Below are 20767 nucleotides of genomic sequence, written 5' to 3'. Positions count from 1 at the left end.
AATATATACTTGTTCATTTGTTTGAGTTTGATTAGTTTGAGTATTTTCTGTTTGTTTAGTATTGCCGCTGTTACCGCCGCTGCAGGAAATTATCGAAACTATTAAAACAAAAATAGAAATAATGTAAATAATATTTTTCATATATACCCCTAAGTATATGCTGGATTATATGTTTAAAATTATTTTATGTCAATATAACTATAATTTATATAATATACTCATTAAAAATATATGATAATTTTATGTATTAGTTTTTGATGAATGAAAATTATATAAATATAAATTGATATTAATAAAATTTTTAGTATAATTAATCTATGAAAGAAATTAACAGACTTAATGATTTATTCGTACGATATCTAATTGGTACTGAAGGTGATGAGGATATATTAGAAAATATTGTTAATGCTGTTTTAAATGATGCTGGTTTTGAATCTGTAAGCAATCTTGAAATTATTAATCCTTACAACCTACCTGAAAATGAGAATTTAAAAGAGTCTATTCTTGATGTTAAAGCAAAAACTAAAGATGGTAAAAAGATACTTATTGAAATACAGTTGATAGGTAATAATAATTTTATAAAAAGAATCTTATATTATATAGCTAAAAATATAGCTTCTGAATTAAAAGAGAATGAAAACTATATTAATATAAGTCAAATGATTAGTATTAGTTTTTTAAATTTTAATTTAAACATAGGAAGTGAAACTGATATAAAAAAAGAGCATAAATGTCTTCAATTATCAGATATTAATAATCCTAGCCTTAAATTAGATGATTTTCAGATACATTTTATAGAGATTAAAAGATTTGCAGAAATATTAAAAAATGCTAGTATAGATGATTATAATAAAAATAAACTTTTATCTTGGATTGATTTTTTCACTACTAAAGATTTAGAAAAAGATATTAATAAACTTATAGGAGGCAATCATATTATGAGTAAAGTAATAGATAAATATAAAAGATTTGTAGCTGATGAAAAAGAGATGTCTGCCTATAATGAAAGAGATACTTTTCTTTATGGACAGGCTGCTATGCTTCAGTATGAGAGAGCAGAAGGAAAAAAAGAGGGTATTGAAATAGGATTTAAGCAAGGCATAGAAAAAGGTATAGAAAAGGGTATAGAAAAGGGTTATAAAGAAAGCCAGATAAATATAGCTAAAGAAATGAAAAAAGAAAATATGAATATTGATGTTATAAGCAGAATTACAGGTTTAAGTATAGAAGAAATAAAAGACTTATGAATATATGACAAGTTTTTATAGATAAATAAAAAATATAAGTATATTGAATTTTGCTTGCATATGCTTTATTTAATTCGTATAAATTTAGTAATTAATTTTAATATATAAATAAAACTAATAAATATAGGATTATAAAATGAAAAAGATTATTATAAAAAATGGTACTATAGTTAATGCTTCAGAAACTTATAAAGCTGATGTATTAATAGAAGATGAAAAAATTTCTCAAATAGGTGATGATTTAAAATGCGAAGGGGCAGAAATAATTGATGCTTCAGGCAAATATGTAATGCCAGGAGGTATTGATGTTCATACTCATATGGATATAGATGTTGGAATTGGGCGTGCTGTTGATGATTTCTATACTGGTACTATTGCTGCTGCTTGCGGAGGTACTACTACTATAGTTGATCATATGGGATTCGGCCCTAAAGACTGCGATGTGTTTCATCAATTAAAATATTATCATACTCTTGCTGATAATAAAGCTGTTATTGATTATAGCTTCCATGGAGTTTTACAGCATGTTGATGAAGATGTGCTTAAAGGGCTTGAAGTATTAGCAAAAGAAGAAGGTTTGCAAAGTACAAAATTATATTTAACTTATAATTATAAAATAGAAGATGATAATGTTGTGAGAGTATTAAAGAAGATGAAAGAGATTAATGGAGTTTCTGCTTTTCATGCTGAAAACCATTATGTAGTAGAATATTTAAAGAAGAAATTTGTTGAAGAGGGTAAAACTTCTGCACATTATCATCCTATAAGCAGACCTGTAGAGGCTGAAGCTGAGGCAGTTAATAGAATCATACATTTATCCGTTGTAGCTGGAAATGCTCCTGTTTATATAGTTCATACTTCCGCTTCAAAGAGTGTTGATGAAATAGTTAATGCTAGAGCTTTAGGACATAAAAATATTTTCTCTGAAACTTGCCCTCAATATTTAGTATTAACTGATAAAGAGTATGACAGAGAAGACGGACTTAAATTTGTAATGTCGCCTCCTCTAAGAAAACAGGAAGACTCAGGCAGATTATGGAAAGCTATTGCAGACGGACATATTCAAGTAATAGCTACAGATCATTGTCCTTTCAATTATGAAACAGATAAGCTGAAAGGAAAAGATAATTTCACTAAATGTCCTAATGGTGCAGGCGGAGTAGAGGAGAGATACCCTTTGATGTTCTCTGAAGGCGTTATGAAAGGAAGAATAAGCATAAATAAATTCGTTGAAACTTTATGCTATAATCCAGCTTTAATATATGGACTTTATCCAGAGAAAGGTGCTATTATACCAAATGCTGATGCTGATATTACAATAATAGATCCTAATAAAAAATCAGTTATCACAAAATCAAATATGCATGGTGCTTGTGATTATACTGCTTATGAAGGAATGGAACTTTTATGCTCTATTGATACAGTTATATCAAGAGGTAAAATTGTATGTAAGGATAATAAGTTTTTAGGTAATAAAGGCGACGGTAAATTTATAAAGAGAAAAACTTTAGATCATTATGCAGATTTTAATAAGCATTTCAAATTAGGTGATTATATAGATATTGACTGTAATTAATATTAAAAAATATTTATATAATAGGAAATTAAATAAAAAATAACTGGCTATGATTTTTTAGTCAGTTATTTTTATTTATTTTTTATATTATTCTTTATTGCTTACACTATTTCTTTCTAAGAATTCATAATTAACATACAATACCTTTTTTACTTTTACATTGTTAATTAAATCTATCAAAGTATTAGCTGTGCATACTCCTGCATTAAAAGAATCGAATTTTATTGTTGAAAGTTCAGGCTCTATTATTTCATCAATATCATATCCTCCGAAAGATATTACAGATACATCATCTGGAATTTTTAATCCCATTTCTTTTAATACTTTATATACTCCTAGAGCTTGTCTGTCAGTTGAACATATTATAGCATCTATATTTTTATTTTTTAATAATTTTTCTGCTGCAATTTTTGCTTTTTCATAAGAAAAATCTGCTACTTCTATTTTTATATTTTCTATACCATAGTTAGATAATCCATCTAATACACCATTTTTTCTAGTTATTCCAACGGCAATATCATTTTCATCTACTGTTATAAATCCTATATTTTTATGATTTTTTCTGCCTATATATTCTCCTATATCTATACCGGCATTATAATCATCATTAACTATACTTATTCCTTCACTGCATTCTTGTCCGTAAATTACGATTGGTATATCTAATTTTCTTAAGATATTTTTATGTTCTTCAGTGATATATGTGGCACTCAATACTATTCCATCAACATTTAATCTTTTTAATTTTTCTATATATTGAAGTTCTAATTTATTCTGATGATTTGTATTCATTATTATAGGCATATAATGTTTTTCTCTAAGAGTTTTTTCAAGTCCTGTTAATACTCTTGCTCCAACTATAGAATCTAAAGCTGGTACTATTATTCCTATTATACGACTTTTCTTTGCCTTTAATCTTGCGAATGTGTTTGGCTCATAATCATATTCTGATATTATTTCCATTATTCTTTTTTTGGTTTCTTCTTTTAAATATCCGCCATTAAAGTATCTTGATATAGTAGTTTTTGTAACACCAGCAATTTCTGCTATTTCTTTCATAGTAATTTTTTTATTCGTAGCCATATTCCATTATCCTGATATTAATAAAGTATATACTTTTTATTGTTAAATACAAATTTATATAATTATTTTATAAAAAAAAATGTATAATGCTTGACAAATATTAAAATATTGCTATAATATAATATGTGACCGGTTACATAAATGACAATTTCAATAGGATTTTTATTATGGCTATCAATTATAAAAAAACTGCTGAAGAAATTATTAGAGTAGTAAATAAAGATAATATTATTTCCGCAACTTTCTGTGCCACAAGATTAAGATTAATAGTAAAAAACAGGGAAAGTATAAAAGATTCAGATGTTCAGAAAATAGAAGGTGTTAAGGGAGTATTTTTTAATTCAGATCAATATCAAATAATATTAGGTACAGGAGTTGTAAATAAGGTATATGCTGAAGTTGTTAATTTAGGTGTTACAGGAGCAGCAAAACAAAATACGGAAGAAACTAAAAAAGTGGGAGAGAAAAATAATTTTAGAAAGTTTATCCGTATATTTGCTGATGTATTTGTACCAATAATGCCCGCTATGATAGCAACTGGTTTATTTTTAGGGCTTAAAGGTGCTTTAATAAATGATAGTTTTTTAGGTTTATTTAATTTGCAAGTGTCTAATATTCCTGTTTCTGTTATGACATTTATGAGTGTTTTAACAGAAACGACATTTGCATTTTTGCCTGCTTTAGTATGCTGGTCAACATTCAGAGTTTTCGGCGGTTCTCCTATATTGGGTATATTATTAGGCTTAATGCTTGTTTCACCTGCTTTGCCTAATGCTTATTTGGTAGCCAATCCAGACAGCGGAGTTAAGCCTATAATGTTGTTTGGATTTATACCTATAGTAGGATATCAAGGAAGCATACTTCCTGCACTTATTGCTGGTATAATAGGCTCTAAAGTGGAATTGAATTTAAGAAAAGTAATTCCAAATATAATAGATATACTAGCAACACCTTTTTTAACTTTACTTATAATGTTGATATTATCATTAGCTGTGATAGGGCCTATTTTTCATATAGTTGAACAATGGATATTGATAGCTATAAATTTTTCTTTATCATTACCTTTTGGAATAGGAGGATTTATAATAGGGTTTGGAATAATATTCATAGTTGTAACAGGAGTACATCATATAATGAACTTAATAGAAATATCGTTGCTTGCTGCTACTACTTTTAACCCTATTAATCCTCTTTTATCCGTTGCTAATTTAGCTGCTGGTGCTGCTTGTTTAGCTGTTACATTAAAAACTAGAAGAAAAAGCGTAAAAGCTATGGGATATGGTGCTACATTATCAGCTTGGCTTGGTATAACAGAGCCTGCTATATTTGGTATAAATATAAGATACGGAATAAAGCCTATGGTTTGCGGTGCTATTGCTGCAGGTGTAACAGGCTTGATTGCAAGATTATTGAATTTACAGGCTACAGCTAATGGAGTTACAGGAATACCCGGAGCATTGCTTTATATTTATGACGGAAAGCAATTAGTTGGTTATGTTACTGTTGCTTTAGTTACTGTTTTATTATCATTTACTCTTACTTGGTTCTTTGGTGTTCCTGATGAGTATATGCAGGAAGATGAGGAGTAAAAATTAAAAAAGACAACGTTTACACAATAATTTCTACATAAATCCAATAAAATAATTTATTCGCTTAATATCATGTATTAGTTCTTAATGCATGATATTAAGTACTATTATGCATTTAATTAATATAAGGAAATGAAATGAGGCTGGTTAGTAAAGTATTTGAAGAAGCGATAAAACAAAAAGAAATTGAATATTCTAAAGATAATAATAATAAATGGAGATTAAATTTTCATTTGATGCCTCCAGTAGGCTGGCTTAATGATCCAAATGCTCTATCATATTTCAAAGGGGAGTATCATATATTTTTTCAGTATTCTCCATTTGATGTTGAAGGCGGATTAAAATTTTGGGGTCATTATATAACTAAAGACTTAATTAATTATAAATATGTGGGAGTATCAATATATCCAGATGAAAAATACGATTGCCATGGTGTGTATTCAGGTTCTGCCCTTATAGAAGATGATAAATTATACATATACTATACAGGTAATGTGAAACTTCTAGGCAAGCATGATTACATAGAAAGCGGAAGAGAGGCTAATACCATGCTTATAGTCTCCGAAGATGGTATTAACTTCTCTGAAAAAGAATGCTTAATGGAAATGAAAGATTATCCTAAAGATATAACTAATCATATAAGAGACCCAAAAGTATGGAAGGAAAATGATTCTTATTATATGGTTCAGGGTGCTAGAAAATACGGTACAGATAGAGATAATGATATTGGAGAGGTATTAATATTTAAATCTGAAGATAAAAGAAATTGGAAGCATATAAGCACTATAAATTCTAAAAATAGATTCGGCTATATGTGGGAATGTCCTGATTTATTTAATTTAGACGGACAGAATATTTTAATTACTTGTCCTCAAGGTGTAGAGCAAATTGAAAATGTATATGAAAATATTTATCTTTCAGGATATTTTTTGATTAATGATGATTATAAAGATAAAGAACATATAGAAGTTAATAATTTTACTGTTCTTGACAGAGGATTTGATTTCTATGCCCCTCAGACTTTTTTAGATGAAAATGGAAATAGAGTTATAATAGGTTGGATGGGTGTTCCCGATACAGAAGATGATCATAAAAATTTAACTGTTCAATATGGCTGGCAGCATTGTCTAACTGTAGCTAGAGAGTTAAGTTTTAAAAATGGAAAACTTTATCAAAAACCTCATAGAAGTTTGGAGAAGTTAAGAGAGAAAAAAATATTTGAAAAATCATGCTCTTATGATTCATTGTCTGATAATTTAATTTCTAAAGATATTAATTCTTATGAAGTTCTAATTGATAATATAAAAAATTTTGAGAATTTTGAATTATTAATTTCTGAAGGTGTTTCTATTAAATATAAAAATAATAGATTCATATTAGAGTTTATAAATGATATAGGAAAGAAAATAGGCGGCGGAAGATATAAAAGAAGTTCGGATTTAGAAAAGTTAGAAAATTTAAGAATACTTATAGATACTTCAGCTATAGAGATATTTGTAAATGATGGTGAGATTGTTTTTTCTACTAGATATTATCCTGATGAATATTCTTTTGAAATCATTGGAAATATGAATTTAACAATATATAAATTATCTAATTTTAATATTAATCATTAATCTTTTTTGTTTGTAAATATTTAAAAATAGTTTATAATATCAAAATTACTAATTTTAAGGATATTGAAAATGGCTAAACCAATAACAAAAGAAGGATATGATAAAGCTAAAGCTAGACTTTCTGAATTAAAGGCTGAGTTTGAAACTTTGCCTGCTATTATTGCAGAGGCTAGAGAAAAAGGCGATTTAAAAGAAAATGCTGAGTATCATGCTGCTAAAGAAAGACAGGGATTATTGAATGCTCAGATATCAAAGTTGGAAAGTGATTTGGCAGGCTGTGAAATAATAGATCCTGCTAATTTGGATAAGGACACTGTAACTTTCGGTAAAAGAGTAAAAGTTAAAGATAAAACTAGAAATGCAGTTTTTGAATATAGAATAGTGGGTGAATTAGAAGCAGATATGACTAAAAATGAAATAACAATAGTAACTCCTATTGCTAAAGGATTATTAGGTAAAAAAATTGGCGATGTTGTTACTATAAAAGTACCTGCAGGCGATAAGGTTTTAGAGATATTAGAGATTAGTATTTGATTTATAATAATTTTATGTAAAAAGGAATTCTATTTAATAAAAAATAGAATTCTTTTATTTTTATTAAACTTTTTACTATAATAATATTCTAAAATCATAATTTGACTTGAAGTTTTTAAATAAAGTTATATATTTAAAAATATATTCCACGTTTTAGGAGTTTTATATGTCAAAAATGAAAGTTATGATAGCATCATCTGAAGCAACACCATTTATAAAAACAGGTGGACTTGCCGATGTTGTTGGTGCTTTGCCTATTTATTTAAAGAAGCTCGATGTAGAAGCTTGTGTTGTACTTCCTAAATATAGAGATATTAATTTTCAGGATTGTTATTTAGAGAATGTACTTCCTACTATGGGAGTATGGATGGGTAATGGAGAAGAGTGGTGCTCAGTATTTAAGACAGTAAAAGATGGAATTGATTTTTATTTTATAGAACATCATAATTTCTTCAGCAGAGAAGGTCTTTATCATGATGCTTCATTCAATGATTATCAGGATAATGCTTGGAGATTCGGATTCTTTTCAAGAGCTGCTTTGCAGTTATGTAAGGATTTACAATTAAATGTAGATGTTGTTCATGCTAATGATTGGCAGACAGCAGCTATTCCTGCATATATTAAAACTTGGCACTGGAATGATCAAATAGGTCATGCTGCTAGTATGCTCACTATACATAATGCAAATTATCAGGGTATATATAATGCCACTACCACTTATGATTATTTAGGATTAGGCTGGAATAATTTCAGTCCTGATACTTTTGAAGATCATGGCAATATAAATTTCCTTAAAGGCGGAATATTCTTTTCTGATGTAGTTACTACTGTAAGCCCTACTTATGCTAGAGAAATTGCTTCACCTTATGGCGGTCATGGTATGGCACCTTATTTGCAGAATAAAACAACAAGTTTCTTCGGAATACTTAATGGTATTGATGAAGAGATTTGGTCTCCTGAAAAAGATAAATTTATACCTGCAAATTATTCAGCAGATAAAATGGAAGGCAAAAAAGTATGTAAAAGAGAACTTCAGAAAAGATTCTTACTTGAAGAAGATGACGATGTTGTTTTGATAGGAGCAATAGGAAGATTCGTTGATCAGAAAGGATATCATTTTATAGCTTCTATAATAGATTCTTTAGTTAATAATATGAAAGTTCAATTCTGCATACTTGGTACAGGTGATAAAAGTCTTGAAGGTTTCTTTGGTGATATACCTAAGAGATATCCTGGAAGAGTAGGTTCTTATATAGGATATAGCAATGAATTATCACATTTAATAGAGGCAGGCTGTGATTTATTTGTAATGCCTTCATTATTCGAGCCTTGCGGACTTAATCAGATGTATTCTTTAAGATATGGTACTTTGCCTATAGTTCATGCTACAGGCGGACTTGAAGATACTGTTGAAAATTATAATGAACAGACAGGAGAAGGTACAGGATTTAAATTCTATGATTCTACTCCTTCAGCATTATATAATACTATTGGTTGGGCTGTAAGTGTTTATTATGATCATAGAGATAGATTCACTGCTATGCAGAAAAGGGCTATGAAAATAGATAATTCTTGGGAGAAAAGTGCAAAAGAATATGTTAAGGCCTATGAACTTGCTATCTTGAATAAGAATAATTATGATAGAAATTGCGGTTTATGATGATTTAGAAAAATAAATATTGGAGATATTCTATAATGGAAAAAACTAATAAAATATTGTATGTTATGTCTGGTCAGAATTTTCAAGACGAAGAATATTTTGAGAGTAAAAAAATTTTTGAATCTTCCGGTTATAAAACAGAAGTATCATCTACATTTATAGGTACAGCTCAGGGTAAATTAGGCGGTATGGCAAATATTGATTTACTATTCAGTGAGGTTGATGCTGTTAATTTTGATGCTGTAGTATTTATAGGCGGTATAGGATGTATAACTTTATGGGACGATTGGCGTACTCAGGGACTTGCTAAATTATTTTTGGATAATCAAAAAATAGTTGCAGGTATAGGAAGCGGAACAGTAATTATGGCTAATGCTAAAATATTAGACGGTATTAATGTTACTTGTTTGCCTGCAGATGAATCGCATGTAAGACATGGTAATGCCAATGTTTTGAAGGACAATGTTGTTGTTTCAGGAAATATTATAACAGCTAATGGTCCTGCTTCCTCAAAAGAATTTGCCAATGCTATTGTAAGTGCATTGAGTAATATATCTTAATTAATCTTTATAAATGAAAGGCCTAAATTGATTGGGCCTTTTATTTATTAAAAATGTATTATTGTTTAATTCTTAACAAATTTCAAATTAATAAAAGATGGTACTAACAAATGATAAAAGCAGTATTTTTTGATATAGACGGTACTTTGGTGAGTTTTAATACGCATAAAATTTCAGATTCTTCCAAAGAGGCTATTAGAATTTTAAAAGAAAAAGGAATAAAGGTTTTCATAGCAAGCGGAAGAGCTATGTTTCAAATAGATAATTTAGACGGCTTAGATTTTGACGGATATATAACAATAAATGGCGGAAGCTGTTTAGTCAAAGATAATGGAGATTATAAAGAAATATATAGAGTTTCTTTAGATAAAGATGATTTATTTTCTTTAGTTGATTATCTAAATAAAGATAAATTTCCTTGTACAGTAATAACAAGCGATAATTTATTTATTAATTATACAGGTGATATAATAACACATCTTTATGGTATGGCAAATGTAAAAGTTCCAGACCCTAAAGATTTTAATGATTATGTACCAAATAATTATGATAAAATCTTGCAGCTTAATATTTTTGTAGATGAGAATAAAGAAAAATATTTAATGGATAATGTATTAAAAAATTCTAAATCAAGCAGATGGCATTTTTCTTTTGCAGATGTAAATTCAAAATATAGCGGTAAAGATATAGGTATAGATAAGATAATTGAGTATTACGGAATAGATTTATCAGAAACAATGGCTTTCGGAGACGGCGGAAATGATATAGGTATGATTAAGCATGTTGCTATAGGTGTAGCCATGGGTAATGCTAATGAAAATGTAAAGGAAATAGCAGATTATATTACAGATGATGTTGATAATGACGGAGTATATAAGGCTTTGAAACATTTTAATTTATTAGATTGATATGTTGTAATATGTTCTAAATAAAAGGTTTTTATATGATTAAAGCGGTATTTTTTGATATAGATGGTACTTTGGTTAGTTTTAATACTCATAAGATTTCAGATTCTTCCAAAGAGGCTATTAGAATTTTAAAAGAAAAAGGTATAAAGGTTTTCATAGCAACAGGAAGAATCAAAATGCATATAAATAATGTAGATGATATAGAGTTCGACGGGTATATAACAGCAAACGGCTTTGATTGTTATATAGGAGATAAGTCAATTTATAGACGTTCTATAGCTAAAGAAGAAATATACTCATTGATAGCTTATTTAAAAAATAAAGAATAATTCCCATGTTCAATTATGATGCCTAATGGTGTATTTATTAATTATATTTCTGATGAAGCTGCTAGATATTTAGAGTCTATTAATCTTAAAATAAATATAGCAGAAAATTATTATGATTTTTTATTAGAAAATATAGATGATATTTTGCAGATAAATTTATTTGTTAATGAAGAAAAAGAAAGAGAATTAATGAGTAAAATATTCAAAAATTGCGAATCTAGCAGATGGCATCCAGCTTTAACAGATGTTAATACAAAAGGCGGCGGTAAGCATATAGGAATAGATAAGATTATAGAATATTACGGAATAGACTTGTCAGAAACAATGGCTTTCGGAGACGGCGGTAATGATGTTTCTATGATAAAACATGCCGCTATAGGTGTTGCTATGGGTAATGCTAATGAAAGCGTAAAAAAAATAGCAGATTATATTACAGATGATGTGGATAATGATGGAATATATAAAGCTTTAAAACATTTTAATTTATTGGATTAAATAATTATGATTAAGGCTGTGTTTTTTGATATAGACGGAACTTTAGTAAGTTTTAATACTCATAAGATTTCAAAGTCTTCTAAAAATGCTATTAATAAACTTAGAGAAAATGGAATAAGAGTATTCATTGCTACAGGCAGAATGATGTTTCAAATTGATAATTTAGAAGATTTAAAATTTGAAGGATATATAACGGCAAATGGAACTAACTGTTTTGCTAATGGAATAGAGATATTAAAAAATCCAATACCAAAGGAAGATTTGACATCTTTTTTATCATATCTCAAAAATGTAGATAATATACCATCTTCTTTAATAACAAATAGTAATATATATGTTAATTATATGACGGATGATATTAAATATATATTTGATATGATGAAAATAAAATGTCCTGATATTATTGATTTTGATTATTTTATACATAATAATGCAGATGATATTTTACAGGTGAATTTATTTTTGGAAGATAATAGTTTCAATGCTGATAGAGAAAAGTATATTTTAGATAATATATTTAAAAATTCATTATCAAGCAGATGGCATCCTCTATTTTTAGATATTAATGTTAAAAATTCAGGAAAGCATTTAGGAATCGATAAAATAATAAATCATTATAATATAGATTTATCTGAAACTATGTCTTTTGGTGATGGAAAAAATGATATAAGTATGATTAAACATACTGCAATTGGTATTGCTATGGGTAATGCCAATGAAGAAGTAAAAAAGGTAGCAGATTATATCACAGATGATGTTGATAATGATGGCGTTTATAATGCTTTAAAACATTTTAATTTAATAGATTAATATAAGGATTTTTATAATGATAAAAGCAGTATTTTTTGATATAGATGGTACTTTAGTAAGTTTTAATACTCATAAAGTTTCAGATTCTTCTAAAGAGGCTATAAGGTTATTAAAAGAAAAAGGTATAAAAGTTTTTATAGCTACAGGAAGAATAAAGAATCATATAAACAATGTAGATGGCATAGAGTTTGACGGATATATAACAGCGAATGGTTTTGATTGTTATATAGGTGATAAGTCAATTTACAGACTTGGCATAGCTAAAGAAGAAATATATTCTTTGATGGATTATTTAAAAAATAAAGAACAATTTCCATGCTCTGTAATGATGAATAGCGGTATATATATTAATTATGTTACAGATAAAGTTAAAAAAGTTTCTGAATCTATAAATCTTCCCATACCGGCAGTTGATAATTATTATGATTTTTTGGAAGAAAATATAAATAATATTTTGCAGATAAATTTATTTGTAGATGCTGAAAAAGAAAAAGAATTAATGAGTAAAATATTCAAAAATTGCGAATCTAGCAGATGGCATCCAGACTTTACAGATGTTAATACAAAAGGCGGCGGTAAGCATATAGGTATAGATAAGATCATAGAATATTATGGAATAGATTTATCAGAAACAATGGCTTTCGGAGACGGAGGAAATGATATCACTATGATAAAGCATGCTGCTATAGGTGTTGCTATGGGTAATGCCAATAAAGAAGTAAAAGAGGTGGCAGATTATATTACTGATGATGTAGATAATAACGGCGTTTATAATGCTTTGAAACATTTTAATGTATTGTAATATATGATTAATAATTCTTGAAAAGTCAATAATTTTTTACTATACTTATAATATATGAATTATTTTAGATAATAAAAAATTATTGGAGTTTTTTTATGAGAGCATTTAATACTGTTGCCTTGATACTTGGAGGAGGTAGAGGAACAAGACTTTATCCTTTAGTAAAAGCACGTTCTAAGCCTGCAGTATCTTTGGGCGGTCAATACAGAATGATAGACATACCTGTATCTAATTGTATAAACAGCGGATTTAGAAATATATATGTTATAACACAATTTAATAGTGCATCTTTGAATAATCATATATACAATGCCTATAGATTTGATAACTTTTCAGGCGGTCATGTAAGTATACTTGCTGCTGAACAGACAGATACTAATATAGATTGGTATCAGGGAACAGCCGATGCAGTTAGAAAAAATCTTTCTCATTTTGACAATGAATTTGTTAATAATGTAGTTATACTTTCAGGCGACCAAGTATATCGTATGAATTATAATGTAATGCTTCAGCATATGCTTGAAACAGGTGCTGATATAGTTGTTGGTACTGTACCTGTTGTAAGAGAGGATGCAAAAGGTTTTGGTGTTATGTTAGTAAATAAAAGAGGTCAGATTACTAACTTTATGGAAAAACCTAAAGAGGCTGAAGAGCTTGATTCATTAAAATTGAGTGAAGATCAAAAGAAAATGTTTAATATAGAAGATCCTGAGAAAGAATATTTGGCTTCTATGGGTATTTATGTATTTAGAAGAAATGTACTTAAAGAAATTTTAGAAGATGTATCTATGATGGATTTCGGTAAAGATATTATTCCTGAAGCTATCAAAAAATATAAAGTATTCAGTTATGCTTTCCAAGGATACTGGGAAGATGTAGGAACTATTAAGGCTTATTTTGAAGCTAATATATCTTTCGGAAGTAAAAATCCTCCTTTCGATTTCTATGATGAAAATGCTCCTATATATACTCATGTTCGTTACTTGTCTCCTTCTAAAGTTGAAAAGGCTACAGTAACATCTAGTATCATAGCTGACGGATGCAGAATAGAGAATGCTACCATTAAAGAATGCGTTATAGGTGTTCGTTCTGTAGTTCAAAGCGGTTCTACGTTGGAAAGAGTAGTTATGATGGGTAGTGACTATTATGAGGATAGCTATGATATTGAAAGACTAAATGTTAAGCATATTCCTAAAATCGGTATTGGTAAAAAGTGTACTCTTAAAAATGTAATTATAGATAAGAATGTAAGAATAGGTAATGATGTTGTTATTACAAATAAAAAGAAAATACAGCATCAAGATAGTGAATTCTATTGTATTAGAGATGGCATTGTAATAATTCCTAAAAATACAATAGTTAAAAGCGGTACAGTTATCTAATATTTGTTAGTTTAAGTTTGTTTGTTGTGGGTAGGAGTAATCTTCTACTCATATTATTATCTACTTAATTAATAAAAAAAATGTAAAAAAATAGTAAAAATATTGTAAATAAACTTGACAAATATGTATAAAATGTTATACTTATATTCATAAAGATAATTTATGTAGTTTAATATTAAGGAGAGTAAATCATGAAAAAATTATCTATTTTTTTAGTATCATTATTTATTTTATCAGCTTCAAGCCTTTTTGCTGATATGGTAGTTCCGCCTTCAGCATTGCCTCAGCAGGCTACTGCTTTTATACAGAGAGTATTTCCTGGAGTTCAAATTTGGAAGGTTGAAAGAGACGGAAGAAAATTCGATGTGAATTTGTCTAATGGTGTATCCATAGACTTTTTAGCTAATGGGGATTGGCAGAATATAGACAGTGAATATGCTCCTATACCAGATGCTGCTTTTCCGCCTGCTGTACTACAAGCTGTAAAAAAAGCATATCCTCAGGCTGCTATTATTGATGCAGAAAAAGAGTGGGGCAATTATAAATTAAAATTAAATAATATGATGGAAGTTATGGTGTCAGGAAACGGACAGATAATGGGACAGAAATTTGATGATTAATAAATAATGCAAAACAAAATATGAAAAATAAAAGCGGCAGAATTAATAATTAACTCTGCCGCTTTTTTATTTTAAAATTAATTGTTATTTAAAGCGTTTATTAAATTTTCAATATCTTCTCTTGTAATGATACCTCCGCTCATAGTATGAAGCGAACGAAGAGGAGTTTCAAGCATCATACTTTCAAACATTTTTTTTGTATTTGTTTTATCATCTTTAAACATATCATTGAGTCCTGATAAAAGTTTATTATAAAAATCTTTTGCTATATTATTATCAAGCAAATCTGCCAAATTATTATTAAGATGATAAGGTTTAGAGGCTTTAATATTTATAGGTTTTAATTTTCTTCCTAAAAGCTGTTGGAATTCATTGTCTGAAATATTTATATCTTTAAAGTTAAAATAATTATCAATCCTTTTCTGATAATAATTTATAGAGTTTATTTCCATAGTTTTACTTAATAGTAAATTTCTTGATGAATTACCTATGTATATTGTATAGACTCCGCTTTCTATTTCATATTGTTTAGTGTCAGCATTGTAGAAAGAGAAACTTCTTTTATTTAATTTTAATATAACAGTTTTAGTTTCTCCGGGTTCCAAAAATACTTTTATGAATGCTTTTAATTCTTTTTGCGGTTTAAATACATTGTTTTCTGGAGCAGATATATAAACTTGAGCAACTTCGCATCCGAATACATTACCTGTATTTTTTATATCGAATACCACATGTATATTATCAAGTCCGGCAATAGTGTTGGCATCTGAAACAATTAAATTAGAGAATTCAAAAGTTGTATATGATAAACCGAATCCGAATGGGAATAAAACATTCTTTTGTGCTTTATCATAATACCTGTATCCTACAAATATTGATTCTCTGTATTCAACAGCCTTATTGCCTCCAGGAAAATATTTATAGCTTGGATTATCTTCTAAACTCAAAGGAAAACTTTCAGCCAATTTTCCACTTGGGTTAACTTTACCAAATATTATATTAAATGCAGCACTTATAGCGGCTTCTCCTGCCAAATATAAATTAAGTACTCCTTTTACTTTATCAATCCAAGGCATTAAAACCGGTGCCCCTATAGAAAGTACAACCAGCACATTTTTATTTACTTTAGAAATTTCTTCTATTAAATGATTATGGTTTTGAGGCAAGTTTAGATGTTTTCTGTCAAATCCTTCTGATTCATAAGAGTTTATAAGACCTGCAAATATTATTACAATATCTTTGTCTTTTGATATATTTACTGCTTCTTCTATTAAGGCATTATCTATATCAGCTGAATTTGAATCGTATCCTTTAGCATAATTGAATTCTATATTATTTTCTTTGAAATATTCTTCTGCAGTATCTATTTTGTATGCATTTATAAGAGAGCTTCCATTACCTTGATATCTAGGCTTTTGAGCGAATTCTCCTATCACAGCAATTTTACTTTCTTTTTTTGCAGGAAGTATTTTATCTTCATTTTTTAACAATACTATAGAGTTTTCAGCGATTTTTCTAGCTATATTATGATGTTCTTCTTTATCATAATCGAAATTATCATAAATATTATCCATAGAATATAAAGAGAAATATAAAAGTCTTTCTACGGCTTTATCTAATATTTTTTCATCTATAATAGTTTCTTTAACAGCATTATAAACTTTTTTATCATCTTCTCCATTAGTTGAAGGCATTTGTAAATCAAGTCCAGCCTTTAAAGCTTCTACTCTGTCATTTACAGCACCCCAATCTGAAACGACAATACCATCAAATGCCCATTCATCTCTAAGTATATCTGTAAGCAAGTATTTATTTTCTGATGCAAATGTTCCATTAACACTATTATAAGCACACATAACAGTAGAAGGCTTAGCCTCTTTAACAGCTATTTCAAATGCATATAAATATATTTCTCTCAAAGCTCTTTCATCAACTACACTGTCTATTATGAGCCTTAAAGTTTCCTGATTATTAGCAGCAAAATGTTTGAGGCTTGACTGTATTCCATTATCTTCTAATCCATTTATCCAGCCGCTAGCCATTTTTCCTGCAAGATAAGGATCTTCTGAAAAATATTCAAAATTTCTTCCGCATAAAGGGGAGCGTTTTATATTTACTCCGGGTCCTAATACTACAGAAACTTTATTTGCTTTGGCTTCTTCTGATATAGCTTCACCCATTTCATACATTATATTAGGATCGAATGAACAGGCAGAGCAGCAGGCGGTAGGAAAGCAGGTTGATGAAACTGACTTTTGCAAACTTAATTCTCCTGATTCTGTGCTTTGTTTTCTAACTCCATGAGGTCCGTCAGTTAAATATATAGAGTCTATTTTCAATCTGTCTATTGCTTTTGTTGACCAAAAATCTTTACCGCTTAAAAGAGATACTTTTTCTTCTAAAGTCATTTCTTTTATTAATTCTTTTATTTTTTGCGAGTATTTATTATCGTTCATAATTCAATACCTCAAAATTTGATTATTATATTTATATGATAGTATAAATATTTTAGTAAATCAATATAAATTATATATATTCTTATGAAGAAGATTAACTATTTTTTTGTATTCATAGCTTGTAAGTTCATTCGATGACATTAATCTAAAATCTATAAATGTAACTTCTCCATTATCAAGAAAATAAGGATATGGGTATGTATCATTATATAAATAAAAACCTAAAGATCTATACCAATTTACTCTCCTATATGCTAAGTCATTAGTATCTTCAGGCACAACCTCTACTATTATATTGTCATGCATTTTCATTAATTTTTTTAATGCAGCAGAACCGTAACCCATACATCTGTATTTTCTTTCTATGGTGAAATATTCTATATATAAAAATTCTTCAAGAAGCCAAGACAAGCAAACGCCTATATGAATATTATCTTTTTTAATGTCATAAAGATTTTTTTTGATTTTGTTATTATTTAAAGACTCTTTTAAACTCCAATTTTCTCGTATATTAAAAGAGTCTTTTATAATTTCTTCATTATAGTTTGAAGAATCAATACTTTCTATTAATTCTATTTCCATTTATCTAATTCATCTAATCTAGGCTTGTATACTTTATTATATATTATTTTTGTGATATTGTCATGTTCTTCTTTATCTTGTATTTTTCTGCTTGTCATTATTTTCATTTTTATAGTTGATATTTCATTATTTTCATTTATACAAGGCATATCATATTCATGATCGGCGAGTATTAGTCCGAATCTTTTATACCATTCAATGCGTTTTTTGGCAATTTCATTTAAATCATAAGGCTCTACTTCTATAACTATTAATTTATTGCTTAATATTTCTAGTATTTTAGTAAGAACTTCAGAACCGTATTTTTTTCCTCTTAAATTTTTATCTATGGCTAAATATTCACCATAATTGAAATCGTCCAAATCCCAGAGCATAGTTAAGCCTATAGGAACATCATCATCTAATATAGCATAAAATTTATAATTATGATTATCTTTATTTTCCAAAGTCATATCAAAATCCCATCTTTCTTCAGGAGGAAAAGCATCATTATACAATTGTTTGTAAAAATCTCTGTTTTCTAAATTTTCTTTCATTTCAATCAATTTAATCATAATAAAAACTCCAATATTAGATTTAGTCCGATTATATACTATTTTTATAATTAAGTAAATATAGTATTTTTTAAATAATTTATATAATTTGTTAATTATGTTTAAGAGTGAAAAAACTAATATCATAATAGTTTTAAATTTTTTACATATCATAGTATAATATAGTAGAGTAGCACATATTATATTTAATAAAGGTATATTTATGAAAAATACACATCTTCCAACAGGCTGGCAAGAAGTAAAACTTGGAGATATAGCTACAATAATAAAAGTAAAAAATAAAGAAAATAAAAATTATCCTGTTTTATCTAATTCTGCAATTTATGGTGTTGTATTACAAGAAGAATATTTTTATAAAAAAATAGCTAGCAAAAATGATACAACTAATTACTATATAGTAGATATCGGTAATTTTATATATAACCCAAGAATATCAGAAAATGCTCCAGCTGGACCTATTAATGTAAATAAATTAACAAAAGGTATAGTATCACCATTATATACGGTATTTTATGTAAAAAAAGAATATAGTGATTTTATAGCTTTTTATTTATCTAGTTCATTGTGGGTAAATTATTTAAAAGAAATAGCTAACTATGGTGCTAGATACGATAGATTAGGAATTAATGATAAAATGTTGCTTTCTATACCAATATTACTCCCACCACTAGAGGAACAAAAACGCATAGCAGAAGTATTGTCATTATGCGATGATATTATAGAGAACCTTACGGAGTTAATAGATAAAAAAGAGCAGTATAAGAAAGGCGTAATGCAAAGAGTTCTAAGCGGTGAAGTGCGATTCAAAGGTTTTACGGACGAGTGGCAAACAGTGAGGCTTGGTGATATTCTTTCATATGAACAACCTAATAATTATATAGTTAAAAATGATGAGTATAATAATAAATACGAATGTCCTGTTTTAACAGCTGGAAAGACTTTTGTACTTGGTTATACAAATGAAAAATTTGATATATACAATGAAATTCCTGTTATAATTTTTGATGATTTCACCACAGAAACGAAATATGTCAATTTTCCTTTTAAAGTAAAATCTTCAGCAATTAAAATACTTAGTTCAAATAAATGTAATTTAAAACTAATATATGAATTAATAAAAATGATTAAATTTAATGCTGAATCTCATAAAAGATATTGGATTTCTGAATATCAATATTTGGAGATAAAAATTCCAAAATCTATTGAAGAACAGAAAAAAATTGCAGGGCTGCTTTCGCTTATAGATGAGGACATAGAGAATCTTAAAAAGCAGTTAGAACTTCGTAAACAGCAGAAGAAAGGGCTTATGCAAAGGCTTTTAACTGGGGAAGTTAGAATATAAGAAGGTTTTTTTATAGTATTTGTTTGCCTTTTATTTATTGGATTGATTTTTAATATTTGATTTATTTTTTATTATTTGTGAATATAGTTAAAATTTTTAAGTTTGTCAACTACTAGTCGTAGCGGCAACCCGCACGGTATTCAAATTATTATGGATAGCCAACTATACGTGCGGCTGATTACTTATTATTGTATAAATATGTAGTTTTATATTACATTTAAAACATATTTTGCACTATATGCTAATATTTTATATTATTTATAAGTTATAATAACATTGATAAAAAAGCAAAAATTGACAAACTATAGTTGTTTGGGTATATACTGAAAATTTTTAAGTTTGTCAATGTTTTTATTCAACTTTTTCCCGCCGCAAAAAGTTGCAAAAAGTGCAAGTATAAAATTAGTACTAAATAATACTAATTTTGTTTTACATGTAAGATAAAATATTAAATTTAGGCTAAAACATAGCTTTTTTGCTTCTTTGTAGCAACAAAAGAAGTGGGGGGTCGGGGGCTAGCCCCCGAAAATAATAAAAACATAACAACTATTTTTTTATAATTTTTATTTGTTTAGGTATATACCATTGTATAATACTAGCTAGTACATTGACTTTAAGTTTT

Annotated in this window: 17 protein-coding genes and 1 pseudogene; 14 read left to right on the top strand and 4 right to left on the bottom strand. The window is 28.0% G+C overall.

All coding sequences use genetic code 11. The features are described 5' to 3' along the window. Window positions 1-317 precede the first annotated feature (317 nt). Both Q0K19_RS12450 and hydA read left to right on the top strand, forming a co-directional pair. Window positions 318-1247 carry an Rpn family recombination-promoting nuclease/putative transposase gene (locus Q0K19_RS12450; protein ID WP_297248424.1) on the top strand — a complete coding sequence of 310 codons (930 nt, stop codon included), beginning with the start codon at window positions 318-320 and terminating at the stop codon, window positions 1245-1247. A gap of 136 nt (window positions 1248-1383) precedes the next feature. After that, window positions 1384-2823, top strand: coding sequence for a dihydropyrimidinase (gene hydA, locus Q0K19_RS12445; protein WP_297248423.1), 1440 nt, complete (start codon window positions 1384-1386; stop codon window positions 2821-2823). Window positions 2824-2910: 87 nt separating this feature from the next. On the opposite strand, the gene Q0K19_RS12440 is transcribed toward hydA, so the two are convergent. Further along, window positions 2911-3906 carry a LacI family DNA-binding transcriptional regulator gene (locus Q0K19_RS12440; RefSeq protein ID WP_297248421.1) on the bottom strand — a complete coding sequence of 332 codons (996 nt, stop codon included), beginning with the start codon at window positions 3904-3906 and terminating at the stop codon, window positions 2911-2913. 167 nt (window positions 3907-4073) lie between these two features. On the opposite strand from Q0K19_RS12440, the gene Q0K19_RS12435 reads away from it, so the two are divergent. The 11 genes and pseudogenes from Q0K19_RS12435 (at window position 4074) to Q0K19_RS12385 (ending at window position 15211) form a co-directional block, all read left to right on the top strand. Beyond that, window positions 4074-5495 carry a PTS transporter subunit EIIC gene (locus Q0K19_RS12435; RefSeq protein ID WP_297248419.1) on the top strand — a complete coding sequence of 474 codons (1422 nt, stop codon included), beginning with the start codon at window positions 4074-4076 and terminating at the stop codon, window positions 5493-5495. Window positions 5496-5632: 137 nt separating this feature from the next. Beyond that, complete coding sequence (locus Q0K19_RS12430) at window positions 5633-7111, top strand: glycoside hydrolase family 32 protein (protein ID WP_297248417.1); 1479 nt, start codon at window positions 5633-5635, stop codon at window positions 7109-7111. Between the two features lie 69 nt (window positions 7112-7180). Next, the gene (gene greA / locus Q0K19_RS12425) at window positions 7181-7645 is read left to right on the top strand and encodes a transcription elongation factor GreA (protein ID WP_014488360.1); all 465 of its coding nucleotides are present in this window, start codon (window positions 7181-7183) and stop codon (window positions 7643-7645) included. A gap of 166 nt (window positions 7646-7811) precedes the next feature. Then, window positions 7812-9305: a glycogen synthase GlgA gene (gene glgA / locus Q0K19_RS12420; RefSeq protein WP_297248415.1), complete on the top strand. Its 1494-nt coding sequence runs from the start codon at window positions 7812-7814 to the stop codon at window positions 9303-9305. A 35-nt stretch (window positions 9306-9340) separates the two neighbouring features. Then, window positions 9341-9865 carry a DJ-1/PfpI family protein gene (locus tag Q0K19_RS12415; protein ID WP_297248413.1) on the top strand — a complete coding sequence of 175 codons (525 nt, stop codon included), beginning with the start codon at window positions 9341-9343 and terminating at the stop codon, window positions 9863-9865. Between the two features lie 110 nt (window positions 9866-9975). Next, on the top strand, window positions 9976-10773 hold the full coding sequence (locus Q0K19_RS12410; protein ID WP_297248411.1) for a Cof-type HAD-IIB family hydrolase: 798 nt from the start codon (window positions 9976-9978) through the stop codon (window positions 10771-10773). A gap of 35 nt (window positions 10774-10808) precedes the next feature. Continuing rightward, window positions 10809-11597: pseudogene (locus Q0K19_RS12405) on the top strand (Cof-type HAD-IIB family hydrolase). A gap of 6 nt (window positions 11598-11603) precedes the next feature. After that, window positions 11604-12407, top strand: a complete 804-nt coding sequence (locus Q0K19_RS12400; protein ID WP_297248409.1) for a Cof-type HAD-IIB family hydrolase — start codon at window positions 11604-11606, stop codon at window positions 12405-12407. A gap of 16 nt (window positions 12408-12423) precedes the next feature. Beyond that, window positions 12424-13209 carry a Cof-type HAD-IIB family hydrolase gene (locus Q0K19_RS12395; protein ID WP_297248407.1) on the top strand — a complete coding sequence of 262 codons (786 nt, stop codon included), beginning with the start codon at window positions 12424-12426 and terminating at the stop codon, window positions 13207-13209. A 95-nt stretch (window positions 13210-13304) separates the two neighbouring features. Beyond that, complete coding sequence (locus Q0K19_RS12390; protein ID WP_297248405.1) at window positions 13305-14591, top strand: glucose-1-phosphate adenylyltransferase; 1287 nt, start codon at window positions 13305-13307, stop codon at window positions 14589-14591. Window positions 14592-14782: 191 nt separating this feature from the next. Beyond that, window positions 14783-15211, top strand: a complete 429-nt coding sequence (locus tag Q0K19_RS12385) for a PepSY-like domain-containing protein (RefSeq protein ID WP_297248403.1) — start codon at window positions 14783-14785, stop codon at window positions 15209-15211. Window positions 15212-15288: 77 nt separating this feature from the next. Here Q0K19_RS12385 and Q0K19_RS12380 read toward each other — a convergent pair whose 3' ends face one another. The 3 genes from Q0K19_RS12380 to Q0K19_RS12370 are packed head-to-tail and all read right to left on the bottom strand — an operon-like array spanning window position 15289 to window position 18803. Then, on the bottom strand, window positions 15289-17667 hold the full coding sequence (locus Q0K19_RS12380; protein ID WP_297248401.1) for a glycoside hydrolase family 3 protein: 2379 nt from the start codon (window positions 17665-17667) through the stop codon (window positions 15289-15291). Window positions 17668-17727: 60 nt separating this feature from the next. Beyond that, on the bottom strand, window positions 17728-18249 hold the full coding sequence (locus Q0K19_RS12375; RefSeq protein WP_297248399.1) for a GNAT family N-acetyltransferase: 522 nt from the start codon (window positions 18247-18249) through the stop codon (window positions 17728-17730). Further along, on the bottom strand, window positions 18240-18803 hold the full coding sequence (locus tag Q0K19_RS12370; protein WP_297248396.1) for a GNAT family N-acetyltransferase: 564 nt from the start codon (window positions 18801-18803) through the stop codon (window positions 18240-18242). The genes Q0K19_RS12375 and Q0K19_RS12370 overlap by 10 nt, the downstream gene beginning before the upstream one ends. A gap of 202 nt (window positions 18804-19005) precedes the next feature. On the opposite strand from Q0K19_RS12370, the gene Q0K19_RS12365 reads away from it, so the two are divergent. Beyond that, the gene (locus Q0K19_RS12365; protein ID WP_297248394.1) at window positions 19006-20145 is read left to right on the top strand and encodes a restriction endonuclease subunit S; all 1140 of its coding nucleotides are present in this window, start codon (window positions 19006-19008) and stop codon (window positions 20143-20145) included. Window positions 20146-20767 lie beyond the last annotated feature (622 nt).

The sequence above is a fragment of the uncultured Brachyspira sp. genome (assembly GCF_944393015.1).
Lineage (GTDB): Bacteria > Spirochaetota > Brachyspiria > Brachyspirales > Brachyspiraceae > Brachyspira.
Note: the sequence above shows the minus strand (reverse complement) of the source record. Positions and strands in the feature narration are given on the sequence as shown.